Below are 11,475 nucleotides of genomic sequence, written 5' to 3'. Positions count from 1 at the left end.
CTTCATTCCACCCTGCTTGCCAGCGCGTTCACCGCCGCCACGGTGATCGCCGAGCCGCCCAAACGCCCATGCACGATCATCGAAGGCACTGGCAAATCCTGCATCAACGCCTCTTTTGATTCCGCCGCACCGATAAAGCCCACCGGGCAGCCGATGATCGCCGCCGGGCGCGGGCAATCGGAGTCTTCGAGCATGTTGAGCAGGTGAAACAGCGCCGTCGGCGCGTTGCCGATGGCAACTACTGCGCCTTGCAGATGCGGCCGCCACAGTTCCAGCGCGGCGGCGGAGCGGGTGTTGCTCATCTTCGCAGCCAAATCCGGCACCGAGGGGTCGCGCAGGGTGCAGATCACCTCATTCTCGCGTGGCAGGCGTTTGCGGGTGATGCCTTCGCTGACCATATAGGCGTCGCACAGGATCGGCGCGCCGTCTTCCAGCGCCGCCCGCGCGGCCACGGCCATGCCTTCGGAAAAACGGATGTGTTCCTCCAGCCCGACCATGCCGGCGGCGTGGATCATGCGCACGGCGACGATCTCCTCTTCGGGGGTGAAGCGCGCCAGCGCCGCCTCGGCGCGGATGGTGGCAAAGGACTGGCGGTAAATCTCGGCACCTTCGGTGATATAGCTATGGGGCATCGGCGGACTTTCTAAAGTGAGAGGCGATGGCGGCGGGGGGTAGCCCGCGCAGATCAGGGGCCGCATCGGCGCGGCCGTTGCGGATAAGGTCATATTGGTCCGGCGCGGTGGCGGTCAGGGTGAGGTCCGTGGCGCGCGGCGCGGCGCAGCCCTTGGCGCAGCCGGAGACATGCAGGCGTTGCCCCTTTGGCACCACGGCAGCAAGGTGCCGCGCCAGCCCGCGCGTCTCACCCCGGCCCTGTGCGCAGCCGGGTGCGCCGATACAGGAGACGACGCGCAAGAGCGGGTCGGCGGCATCGGTGATGAGGCTGGGCAAGTCGGGGAGTTCGGTGGCACCTTCGATCAGCACCATCCGCCACGGAGTCAGACGCAAAGGGCCGAGGTCGGCAAGGGCGGTGAGCGTTTCCGCGTCCATCTGACCAAAGGCGCAGGCGACGAGCGCGCCTGCTGGATAGAGGCCGAGCGTCGGAGTGCTGAGCCCGCTTTGCCGGGGATGGTCGAAACCCGCCGGCAGGGTCGCCCCCGCCTCCAAAGTGTGTGCGGCGCGGGTGGCACCCTGCGCGCGAACCCATGCGGCCAAAGCGATGGCCTCGGCCACGGCGGTATCGCGGTAAACCGGTTTGCCCAATGCTGCCCCCTCGGCGCAAAGCAAAAGCTGCCCATCCGCCGAGCGCTCAAAGCGAATGTCGGCGGGGTCTGCCTGCAACACCGGCTGCGCCCCGGCATCGACCGCATAGCCGAATTTGCTGGAGACATCGGGCAGCGCGTGGCTCTGCGCGGCGGCGGTCAACTGCTGTGTCAGATGATCCGTATCATCAGCCGCTTGCCAGAAGGGCGTCACCATGAGGTTGCGCCGCCGCTCGGTGTGCTCATCGGCGTCGATCAGCGCCAGCGCACGAAGCGCGTCAATCAGCCCCTCATGCCGTGCGGGATCAATCCCGCGCAGTTGTAGATTGCCCCGGTTCGACAGGTCAAGCATCCCGTTGCCATAGCGCAGCGACAGCTCTGCCACGCCCCGCGCTTGAGCCGGGGTCAACCGCCCCTGCGGCACCCGGAGGCGGACCACCAGCCCATCGCCCGACAGCATTGGCCGCAGCGCGCCGGGGCACCAGCCCTTGATGACGGGAGCCGTGCTCACTCCACCCCGTCCAATGTGGCCGAGATCGAATTGCGGCGGGTCACCCAGAGCCCTGCGTCCCGAAGCGCCGCAAAACGGTCGCGCATGGCCTGCAAGGCGGCGGGGTTCTCGACCTCCATAAAGGCCACTAGATCGTCGCGGCCCAGCGTGGCGTCGAAATAAAGGTCAAAGAGATGCGCAGGCACTTCGCGGGTCAGATGCGCAAAGGCGGCGAGGTTGTCGAGCGTCGCCGCCACCTCTGCCGCGCCGCGAAAACCGTGGCGCATCATGCCGCTGGCCCAGCCGGGATTGGCGGCGCGGGCGCGCACAACACGGGCGATTTCCTCGGGCATGGACCGCGCGCGGGGGCTGCCAGCGCGGGTATGGTCCAGATGGTACATCGCCGGTTTCTGCGCGCCGAGATGCGCCATCGCGGCGGCAAAACCGCCCTCGTGACTGGCGTAATCCGACGCGAGCAGAATATCGCTTTCGGCCAAATCTTGCACATGGGCAAAGCCATCGGCGCGGTGCAACTGCGCCTCCAGCGCGGCGCGGTCTTGATGCGCTTCGCCTTGGGCGTTGATTGCCCATTCGGAGCCGCTCAGCCACGCCTCCCCCGCTGCCGCGCGGCCTGCGTCGGAATAGTCTTGCAACGCCACTTCCATGTTCACCCCATAAAGGCCCGGCTTGGGGCCAAAAACGCGCGGCGTGCGGGTGCGGTAGGGGTTCATATCGGGCGCTTCTTCACGATCAGCCAGCGCGGCTGAGCCGGCTTCAAAGATCTGTCCCAGCCCCGGAAACACATCGCGGAACAAGCCCGAGATGCGCAACGTCACATCGATGCGCGGACGGTCCAACAGGGTCAGCGGCAACACCTCAAAGCCCGAAACCCGCTCGCTGCCTTCGTCCCATTTCGGCGCAAGCCCCGCGAGATGCATCGCCATGGCGACCTCTTCGCCTGCCGTGCGCATGGTGGCCGACCCCCAAAGATCAATCACCAGCCCCCGCGGCCAATCGCCGTTGTCTTGCAGATGCCGACGCAGCAGTTCCTCGGCCAGCTTAACGCCCTGCGCGTGGGCGGCCCGGCTGGGCACGCCGCGCGGATCGACGGCATAGAGGTTGCGCCCCGTGGGCAGCACATCCGACCGCCCGCGATAGGGCGAACCGGAAGGGCCAGAGGTGACGCGCCGCCCGGCAAGCGCGGTCAGCAGCCCATCCCATTCGCCCTCTCCCGCGCCGAAGACATGCAGGCCATCGCCGTATTGGCTTTCTTTGATGTCGCAAACGAAGGCGTCGATCCGGGTCAGCGCCTCGGCCGAGGAACTGGCGGCGTCAAGGCCAAGGTCATCTTCGACCCCCGCCGCCTGCGCCTCGGCGCGGATCGTGTCGACCAGACGGTCGCGGCGCGCGGGGTCAAGCCCATCGGCGGTGGAATATTCATCCAGCAGCCGTTCCAACCGCAACAGCCCCTCGGGCGTTTCGCTGTCTTTCAACGGGGGTGGAAGATGGCCGAGCGTCACCGCGCCGATACGCCGCTTGGCCTGTGCCGCCTCCCCCGGATCGTTGACGATAAACGGGTAGATCACCGGCAGATCGCCGGTCAGCACCTCAGGCCAGCAATCGTTTGACAGGGCCACAGCCTTGCCCGGCAGCCATTCCAGCGTGCCATGCGCGCCGATATGCACCAACGCGTGGTGCCCCTGTGCGCGCAGCCAGAGGTAGAAGGCCACATAGGAGTGGCGCGGGGTGCGGGAAAGGTCGTGATAGCTGTCTTCGCGGTCTTGCAGATCTCCGCGCTCGGGTTGCAGCGCGACCAGCGCATTGCCGCAGGTTTGCGCGGCGAAGTGGAAGGCACCGTCTTGAACCAGCGGGTCATCCTCGGCCTGCCCCCATGCCTGCGCGAGGTCATCGCGCAGCGCCTGCGGCAGGCTGGCCAGAGCGGCATGGTAGTCAGCCAGCGGCCAAGAAATGCGCTGCTCGGTGAGGCTGCGGCCAAAGCCGATCTGCGGCGTGACGCTATAGCCCTCGCCCGCCAGACGCATCAGCATGTCTTCGACACTGGCCAGCGCGTCGAGCCCGACCGCGTGGGCCAGTTGATCGTCCCGCCCCGGATAGGTCGAGAGCACCAGCGCCAGCTTGCGCGTGGCCGCAGGGGTTTGGGCCAGCCGTTGCCAACCCAGCACACGCGCCACGACGGCGGCGATGCGGGCATCCTCGGCGCGGTGGGCAAAGCGGGAATATTGCAGATCGGGATCGCGCTTTCCGGGGCTCTTGAAACTGACGACGCCGGTGAAAATGCGGCCATCCACCTCGGGCAGCACCACATGCATGGCCAGATCGGCGGGCGAAAGGCCGCGCTCGCTCGCGTCCCAATCACGCCGCCGCGCGGTGGAGAGTGCCACCTGAAACACCGGGCAGCCCGGCGCGTCGAGCGGGGAGGTGCCGTCATCCCCGCGCCCCGAGAAGGCGGTGGCGTTGACAATGGAAACGGGGTTCATCACCGCGAGCGCATCGTCCAGAAAGCGCCGCGCGGGATCGGATTTGAGGGAGGGTACGAAAAGCCCGATGGCGTTCAGCCCTGCCGCACGCAGCGCGCGGATCAGCGCGTCGACGGGCGCGGTATCGGCGGCCAGCAGGTAGCTGCGGTAAAAGGTGACAGCGACGGTATCGCCTGCCGCATCGGCGAAAGGCACGACGCCTTGATCGGGGTCGTAATAACCACAATCGGGCACCGTTTTCGTGCCCATCACCGGCCCAGCATAGAACCCCGCCGCCAGCGCCATTTGCGCCAGTGCGGCCTGCGCCGCCACCGGCCCGCCCGCGTCACATAGATGCGCAAGCCGGCGCAGGGTGGAAACAGGCAACGTCGAATGCGCATCCAGCCCCGGGTCTTCACGCCCATCGGCGGGCAGCACGGCCAGCGCGATGTCATTCCGGCGGGCAAAATCTTGGACCTGCATGATGCCGTAAGGCCAGTAATTCTCGCCCCCGATCAGGCGGATCAAGATGCCCTTGGCCCCGGTCAGCGTCTGTTCGATGTAGTTGTCGACCGACGCAGGGTGGCGCAGCGCCACAAGGTTGCACAGCCGCAGAGAGGGCAGCTTGCCCTCCTTGCCGCCGCCGCGATGCCAGCCTGCCGCGAAAGCGCCGAGGTCACTGTCGGAAAACGACAGCACCACCAGATCGGCGGGCGTTTGACCCGGATCATAGGGGGTGTCGGTATCCTCCAACCCGTGGCTTTCGCGAAAGACGACATGCATGCGCGGTTAGGCTCCCAATGTCTCGCGGATTGCGGCGAGGTCGATGTCGTCATGCTCGGCGATCACCACCAGATGGCCGGCGCGCGTGTCGCTGCCCCAAGGGCGGTCGAACTGCTGTCGCACCCGCGCGCCCACGGCCTGTACCAACAGGCGCATCGGCTTGCCCTCGACCGCGACATAGCCCTTCACGCGCAGGATGTTCTGCTCCCGCGCGAGCCGCTCGATCGAGGCGACCAGCGCATCGACATCCGCCACTTCCCGCATCGGAATCACCACGGTTTCGAAATCGTCATGCTCGTGATCGTCGTGGCCATCGTGGTGCGAGGGGCGCGCGGCGAGATCGTCTTCGGCAGCGGCGTTGAGGCCCAGTACGACCTTGGGGTCGATCACGCCTTCGGTCATCTCAAGGATTGGAATTTCGCGCGGGCTTTCGTCTTCGATCACCTTGCGGGCTTTAGCGAGCCCTTCTGGACCGGCAAGATCGGCCTTGGACATCAAGATGATATCGGCGCAGGAGATTTGATCTTCGAATACCTCAGAGAGCGGGGTTTCGTGGTCGAGGCTGTCGTCGGCCAGACGCTGCGCATCTACGGCGGCTACATCGGCGGCGAAAGTGCCCGCGGCCACGGCTTCTGCATCGGCCAGCGCGATGACGCCGTCGACGGTGATCTTGGACCGGATCGCCGGCCAGTCAAAGGCTTTGAGCAGCGGTTTCGGCAGGGCCAGCCCAGAGGTTTCGATCAGGATGTGATCGGGGCGCGTCGGCAGGGCCATCAACGCTTCGATAGTGGGGATGAAATCATCGGCCACGGTGCAGCAGATACAGCCATTGGCCAGCTCGACGATATTTTCGGCTGGGCAATCCTCGATGGCGCAGGATTTCAGGATGTCGCCATCCACTCCCACGGTCCCGAACTCATTAACCAAAACGGCAAGGCGACGCCCGCCTGCATTGGTCATCAGGTGGCGGATCAGCGTGGTTTTACCAGCGCCGAGAAAGCCGGTGATGACGGTTACGGGAATTTTAGCGAGATCGCTCATGCGGAAGGCTCCTGCGGCAGGGTCAAAGGGGGGATACGCGCAAGGCTTTGCTTGCGAAAGATGACCGGGCGTTCGCGCCATGGCACCAGCCCGTCTTGGGTGGCGGCATAGGCGGCGGCTCCGGCAAGGATGTCGGCGGCGTCTTCCTTGGTCAGGCGGCCATAGACATAGGACCATTTGCCCGGGGCGGAGAGCGCCACGGCGGCGCCCTGCGAACAGGCGGAAAGACATTGCACCGGAACGATTGTTACGCCCTCGGGCGCACCTGTGGCGTCAAGGGCGGCGTGAAGCTGCGCGCCGGGGCGCGGGGCGTCTTCCTCCAGCACCTCGCCCGCGCGGCAGGTCATACAGACATGTAGGGTCGTGCTCATCGATCTGGTCCCATCGGGTTATGCGTGCCGGGTATGCGCTCCGGCCCGTTATGAAAAGGGGAAGCGAGGCGATTATTCAACTGTCAGCACCTCGCGCGCGGTAATCGGCGCACCGTTTACCGCCAAGGGGCGGTGGTCATTGGCGTTGAGCGTGACCTCAACCGTGACCTCGCCCTTGGGCAGATCAGGCAGATGCAGCCATGGGCCGTAGAGCCGCCCGATCTTCGCACCTTTAACATAGACATGGGCATGGCCCTCGCCCGGTTGGTTGTCCCCGCTGGCGTTTTGCGGGGCAAAGGCGAAGCCGTCGGTTTCCACGAAAAGGTTATGGCCTGACATTGGGTCAGGTGTCACGCGGATCGCGAGGCTGGGGGCGTCTTCGGCGGCGAGGGCGATGGGTTGGCCGTGCATCCGCGCGTGGTCTGCGCCGCCGTGGTTCATCTCGCCATGGGCGGCAGGGTCGCCGTGATCATGGCCGTCGAAGGTCACGCCGTTGCTTGCAGCGATAGCAAAACCGATGCCACCGCCAAAGACCAATCCAATGGCGAAAAGCGCCAGTGATCTGTCCATTTCGACCTCCCTCAGGCGCTTTGCGCGCCTTCACGTTGCCAAAAGAACCCGGCGAAACTGCCCAGCAACACCCATGCGGCAAGGCCGATGCCAAGCGCGCGGGCAGCGAACAGCGCGCCGATCTCGGTGGGCACCGGGCCGCTGAAGCTGTCGGGCTCGGGTGCACCGACGACATGCGGGGCCATCAGCAACACCGCCGCCCCGATCCACGCGCCCCAGCCCTTGCCAAAGGCCAGCAGCCAGAGCGCCACCAGCGCCGCCCCCGCCGTGGCGAACCACCAGATCTGCCGTGCGGTGATGTCTGCAGCGGCCACGCCGGGCACCTCGGGCGCAAGGCTGAAGCCCGGCGCGAGGTGGAAGGCGACGAAACCCGCCACGCCCCAAAGGATGCCCCAGCGGCCATCAATCACCGCGCCGCGCTCTTCGCCAAAGCTCATCGCGGCCAAAAGGATCAGCGCATAGGCGGTATAGGTCAGCATGGTGAAAATCAGGCTCAGCCCATCGCGGACGGCGTCGAAACCGGGCAGATCGGGGTGCGCGCTGACCGCGTCCGCACCAAAATGCACTAGCGCGCCAGTCTCATAAAGCTCGGCATGAAGCAGAACGGGCTGCACGAAATAGAGCTGCAGAAGGCCGGTCAGCAAACCGGCAGAGGCCCCTGCAAAGAGGGCGGAAGTCAGAAAACGTGAAAACATCGCAATGATCCTTGGATGCGAAATGATACTCAGCGCCGCGCGACACGCGGGCCGAGGACATTACCCAGCCTCAAGATGTGCCAAAGCCCTCCCGACGCGGCGAACGGCGGGCGCAGGCAAAACGGCAAGAGGCGGGCATGGAAAGAAAGCCAGAATCACAGACAGCCGGACTGCGGCATGGCAGCCCGGACCCCTGTGATACCGAACACGGGCGCTTAGTGGCAGGGAAAGCCTGTCGCGTGGCGCACGTCATGGGCGGCATCATGCAGAGCTGCGGCCTGCACATGGCCGGTCAGCGCCATCAGAGCCACACCCAATACAGCGGCAAACAGCGCCGGTACGAGTTTGCTGCGCGTGGCACCGGCGGTCTTAATCATTGTCGTCATCTTCATTCTCCTTACCGTCACACCCGACGGCATCTAGCGTTTCACTCGCTTGGCAGGTCTCCTGGCTCGCGGGTCGTGGCCTTTGCCCGCCTTCCCCGTCCGAATGGACAAGTGGCACGAGGGGCATTAGCTCACCGCTTACAGTCGCGGGGGCGGCTTCGGCTTCGGGGTCTTGCGACCCCTTACTGAATTCCCTTTTCGGTCCCACACCCAAAGGCGCTTTTCGGGACACCAAGCGGGTCCAATTACGCATTTTCGACCCTTCATGACAAGCCGCATTTATTCAGCCTGGCAAAACCCGATGGCGCATACATCATCTAGTAGCTAAATATGGGTCGCACCCCAGTATGCGGGTTGACCCAAAAGCTACGCTCAGGGCACATTGTCGGCCAGTTTTAAGCGAAGGGCGGGAATTTATGAACGACAAGACGGTCTCCGCCGATCGCCCCACCCTGACCGATGACGTTCTTGGCAAGGTCGTGCGCTATGCCCGCTTGCCATTGTGCATCACCGACCCGACGCTGCCGGACAATCCGATTGTCTATGTCAACGAGGCTTTCACCGACCTTACCGGCTACCGCATGGAAGAGATCGTCGGTCAGAATTGCCGGTTTCTGCAAGGCCCGGACACGACACCCGAAAGCGTGGAGACGGTGCGCCAGATTCTCTTGGACCGCCGGGTTGATACGGTGGAAATCGTGAACTACCGCAAAGACGGCAGCCGCTTTGTGAACGCGCTGCAGCTTGGCCCGATCAATGATGAAGACGGCAAGCTGATCTATTTCTTCGGCTCTCAGCTTGATGTCTCTGAGCGTCGCCGCGTGGAGCGCGAACACCGCCAACTGGCAGACGATGAACTGCTGCACCGGCTGCGTAATATCGTTAATGTTATGACTGCCATGGTCCGCATTACCGCCCGAGAGGAGCCCACGCCCGGAGCCTTTGCCGACAAGGTAATTGACCGGCTGTCAGCCTTGGGTGCTGCGCATTTCGACACGATTGGCCGCAGTGACCAGCAAGAGGTGGATTTCGAGACGTTGATGGGGCCGATCATGCGGGCCTATACCTCGGCGACCGAAGAGCAGATCACCCTCTCTGGAGACAACCCGCTGATATCGCATCGGCTAGTCTCACCCCTGACGCTGGCTCTGCATGAATTGGCGACAAACGCGGTGAAACATGGATCGCTCAGCACGGAGAGCGGGCAGGTATCGCTGCACATCGCGATCCTTCAAGCGCCTGCACGTCTGCGTTTCGTTTGGCAGGAAATCGGGGGGCCGAAGGTGACCAAGTCTGATCGCGACAGCGGGTCGCGGATCATCCAATCGCTGACCCGCGCGGTCGGTGGCACTTTGCATTATGACTGGCAGCCCGAAGGATTGATCGCCACGGCGGAATTCCCGATGACCGCCACGGCGGACGGCTGACCGTTAGACGATCACCTGCTGCGCGGTCTGTTCTCCTACCCCGAAGACCCGCTTGTAGCGCGCGATCTCATCCGCCGGGCCCATCGCCTTGTTCGGGTTGTCCGAGAGTTTGACCGTAGGCCGCCCGTTGGCGCTGACCGCTTTGCAGACAAGGCTGAACGGCGCCAGCGCATCCTTCGGCACCAATCCGCGGAAGTCATTGGTCAGCAAGGTGCCCCAGCCGAAGGAGACCTTGGCCTTGCCCGCGAACTGCGCGTGCAACTCCTTGATCTTGTCGACATCCAGCCCATCGCTAAAGATCACCCGCTTGGTCGTCGGGTCTTCGCCGCGCGCCCGCCACCAGTCGATGGCCGTCTGCGCCGCCGTGGCCGGATCACCGCTGTCGACGCGGATACCGGTCCAGCCCGCTAGCCAGTCGGGCGCGTGATCAAGGAAACCCTTGGTGCCGTAAGTGTCGGGCAAGATGATCCGCAGATTGCCTTCGTGTTCATCATGCCAGTCCGACAGCACGTCGTAAGGTGCGCGGGCAAGCTCGGCGTCATCATCGGCCAAGGCAGCATAGACCATCGGCAACTCATGCGCGTTCGTACCAATCGCCTCTAGCTCACGCATCATGGCAATGCGACAGTTAGAGGTGCCGGTGAACGCATTTCCCAGCCCCTCATGCATCGCCTGCACGCACCAGTCTTGCCAGAGGTACGAATGCCGCCGCCGGGTGCCAAAGTCCGCAATCGAGAGGTTATCCACCTCGCGCAGCGCTTCGATCTTTTCCCAGACGCGGGTCATCGCGCGGGCGTAAAGCACCTGAAGCTCGAACTTGCCCATCGGGTCCAGCGCCGCGCGGCTGCGCAGCTCCATCAGCACCGCCAGCGCGGGGATCTCCCACAGCATGACCTCGTGCCACTTGCCCTCAAAGGTCAGCTCATATTGATCGCCCTTCCGCTCCAGATGGTAGGGCGGCAGGCGCATGCCTTCGAACCACTCCATGAAATCGGGACGGAACATCTGGCGCTTGCCGTAGAAGGTATTGCCGCGCAGCCAAGTGCTTTCGCCCCGGCTGAGGCTGAGCGAGCGAATATGATCGAGTTGCTCGCGCAGCTCCCCCTCGTCGATCAGCTTGGCCAGCGGGATGTGGGTGGAGCGGTTGATCAGGCTAAAGGTAACCTGCGTGTCCGGCTTGTTGCGAAACACCGATTGGCACATCAGCAGCTTATAGAAATCCGTGTCGATCAGCGACCGCACGATGGGGTCGATCTTCCACTTGTGGTTATAGACGCGGGTGGCGATGTCGACCATGGGAGGTTCCTTATTGCATGCCCCTTCATGCCAAGGGGGCGGGCAGATGGGCAAGTGGAAAGCGGCGGCTCAGGCCAGCGTGACCCCGGCGGCGCGCATCCCTTCGCGGGATTGGCCAAGCGATCCGTCCAAATCAATCGCGCGGCACAGGTCTTCGCGCACATCGACCTTGAACCCAAGTTTCGCCGCATCCACTGCCGAGAAGTTCACGCAGAAATCCAGTGCCAGCCCGACCATCGTCAGCCGTTCAATCCCGCGGGTGCGCAGGTAACCTTCAAGCCCCGTGGGGGTGCTGTGGTCATTCTCAAAAAACGCCGAATAGCTGTCGATGTCTGGATTATAGCCTTTGCGAATGATCAGATCGGCCCGGTCTGTTTGCAGATCAGGATGGAACTGCGCGCCGATGCTGCCTTGAATGCAGTGATCGGGCCAGAGCACCTGCGGGCCATAGGGCATGGTGACAACTTCATAAGGCGCATTGCCGTCATGCGAAGAAGCGAATGACGAATGCCCCGCCGGGTGCCAGTCTTGCGTCAGAACAACCGCGTCAAACTCGGGCATCAGCGCATTGATGCCGCGCAAAATCTCATCGCCTTGCGGCACTTCCAGCGCGCCACCGGGGCAGAAATCATTTTGGACATCGATCACGATCAGGGCATGGGTCATGGGCATTCTCCTTA

At 64.1% G+C, this 11,475-nt stretch carries 11 protein-coding genes and 1 riboswitch; of the genes, 1 reads left to right on the top strand and 10 read right to left on the bottom strand.

What is annotated here, in order from left to right:
* Positions 1 to 2: 2 nt before the first annotated feature.
* From ACSQ16_RS03215 to ACSQ16_RS03180, 8 genes are all read right to left on the bottom strand, one after another.
* Positions 3 to 632 (bottom strand): precorrin-8X methylmutase, encoded by a 630-nt coding sequence (locus tag ACSQ16_RS03215; RefSeq protein ID WP_243261712.1) that lies wholly within the window; start codon positions 630 to 632, stop codon positions 3 to 5.
* Positions 622 to 1,770: a precorrin-3B synthase gene (gene cobG / locus ACSQ16_RS03210; RefSeq protein ID WP_243261713.1), complete on the bottom strand. Its 1,149-nt coding sequence runs from the start codon at positions 1,768 to 1,770 to the stop codon at positions 622 to 624. Before cobG ends, ACSQ16_RS03215 begins: the two co-directional genes overlap by 11 nt.
* Entirely contained in the window at positions 1,767 to 5,009 is a 3,243-nt protein-coding gene (gene cobN, locus ACSQ16_RS03205; RefSeq protein ID WP_243261714.1) for a cobaltochelatase subunit CobN, read from the bottom strand. The genes cobG and cobN overlap by 4 nt, the downstream gene beginning before the upstream one ends.
* Before the next feature lie 6 nt (positions 5,010 to 5,015).
* Positions 5,016 to 6,050: a cobalamin biosynthesis protein CobW gene (cobW, locus tag ACSQ16_RS03200; RefSeq protein ID WP_243261715.1), complete on the bottom strand. Its 1,035-nt coding sequence runs from the start codon at positions 6,048 to 6,050 to the stop codon at positions 5,016 to 5,018.
* Positions 6,047 to 6,421: a DUF1636 family protein gene (locus ACSQ16_RS03195; protein ID WP_243261716.1), complete on the bottom strand. Its 375-nt coding sequence runs from the start codon at positions 6,419 to 6,421 to the stop codon at positions 6,047 to 6,049. Before ACSQ16_RS03195 ends, cobW begins: the two co-directional genes overlap by 4 nt.
* 72 nt (positions 6,422 to 6,493) lie before the next feature.
* Positions 6,494 to 6,991 (bottom strand): hypothetical protein, encoded by a 498-nt coding sequence (locus ACSQ16_RS03190; RefSeq protein ID WP_243261717.1) that lies wholly within the window; start codon positions 6,989 to 6,991, stop codon positions 6,494 to 6,496.
* An 11-nt stretch (positions 6,992 to 7,002) separates the two neighbouring features.
* The gene (locus ACSQ16_RS03185) at positions 7,003 to 7,686 is read right to left on the bottom strand and encodes a CbtA family protein (protein WP_243261718.1); all 684 of its coding nucleotides are present in this window, start codon (positions 7,684 to 7,686) and stop codon (positions 7,003 to 7,005) included.
* 215 nt (positions 7,687 to 7,901) lie between these two features.
* A complete protein-coding gene (locus ACSQ16_RS03180; RefSeq protein ID WP_082849519.1) occupies positions 7,902 to 8,072 on the bottom strand; it encodes a CbtB domain-containing protein in 171 nt (56 codons plus the stop codon).
* Between the two features lie 34 nt (positions 8,073 to 8,106).
* Positions 8,107 to 8,323: riboswitch (cobalamin riboswitch) on the bottom strand.
* Between the two features lie 165 nt (positions 8,324 to 8,488).
* Here ACSQ16_RS03180 and ACSQ16_RS03175 point away from each other — a divergent pair.
* Positions 8,489 to 9,499: a PAS domain-containing protein gene (locus ACSQ16_RS03175; RefSeq protein ID WP_243261719.1), complete on the top strand. Its 1,011-nt coding sequence runs from the start codon at positions 8,489 to 8,491 to the stop codon at positions 9,497 to 9,499.
* A 3-nt stretch (positions 9,500 to 9,502) separates the two neighbouring features.
* Here the strand turns inward: ACSQ16_RS03175 and pncB are convergent, their stop codons facing one another.
* Both pncB and pncA read right to left on the bottom strand, forming a co-directional pair.
* The gene (pncB, locus tag ACSQ16_RS03170) at positions 9,503 to 10,795 is read right to left on the bottom strand and encodes a nicotinate phosphoribosyltransferase (protein WP_243261720.1); all 1,293 of its coding nucleotides are present in this window, start codon (positions 10,793 to 10,795) and stop codon (positions 9,503 to 9,505) included.
* 69 nt (positions 10,796 to 10,864) lie between these two features.
* Positions 10,865 to 11,461, bottom strand: coding sequence for a bifunctional nicotinamidase/pyrazinamidase (pncA, locus tag ACSQ16_RS03165; protein ID WP_243261721.1), 597 nt, complete (start codon positions 11,459 to 11,461; stop codon positions 10,865 to 10,867).
* Between the last annotated feature and the right edge of the window lie 14 nt (positions 11,462 to 11,475).

The sequence above is a fragment of the Sulfitobacter sp. SH24 genome (genome assembly GCF_965641895.1).
Taxonomy (GTDB): domain Bacteria; phylum Pseudomonadota; class Alphaproteobacteria; order Rhodobacterales; family Rhodobacteraceae; genus Sulfitobacter; species Sulfitobacter dubius.
This window is presented reverse-complemented; position numbering and strand designations above follow the sequence as displayed.

Excerpts from the sequence above, each read along its gene's own strand:
- cobW (WP_243261715.1), bottom strand. The coding sequence starts at position 6,050 with ATGAGCGATCTCGCTAAAATTCCCGTAACCGTCATCACCGGCTTTCTC.
- pncA (WP_243261721.1), bottom strand. The coding sequence starts at position 11,461 with ATGACCCATGCCCTGATCGTGATCGATGTCCAAAATGATTTCTGCCCC.
- ACSQ16_RS03175 (WP_243261719.1), top strand. The coding sequence starts at position 8,489 with ATGAACGACAAGACGGTCTCCGCCGATCGCCCCACCCTGACCGATGAC.
- ACSQ16_RS03190 (WP_243261717.1), bottom strand. The coding sequence starts at position 6,991 with ATGGACAGATCACTGGCGCTTTTCGCCATTGGATTGGTCTTTGGCGGT.
- ACSQ16_RS03195 (WP_243261716.1), bottom strand. The coding sequence starts at position 6,421 with ATGAGCACGACCCTACATGTCTGTATGACCTGCCGCGCGGGCGAGGTG.
- cobN (WP_243261714.1), bottom strand. The coding sequence starts at position 5,009 with ATGCATGTCGTCTTTCGCGAAAGCCACGGGTTGGAGGATACCGACACC.
- ACSQ16_RS03185 (WP_243261718.1), bottom strand. The coding sequence starts at position 7,686 with ATGTTTTCACGTTTTCTGACTTCCGCCCTCTTTGCAGGGGCCTCTGCC.
- ACSQ16_RS03180 (WP_082849519.1), bottom strand. The coding sequence starts at position 8,072 with ATGACGACAATGATTAAGACCGCCGGTGCCACGCGCAGCAAACTCGTA.
- ACSQ16_RS03215 (WP_243261712.1), bottom strand. The coding sequence starts at position 632 with ATGCCCCATAGCTATATCACCGAAGGTGCCGAGATTTACCGCCAGTCC.
- pncB (WP_243261720.1), bottom strand. The coding sequence starts at position 10,795 with ATGGTCGACATCGCCACCCGCGTCTATAACCACAAGTGGAAGATCGAC.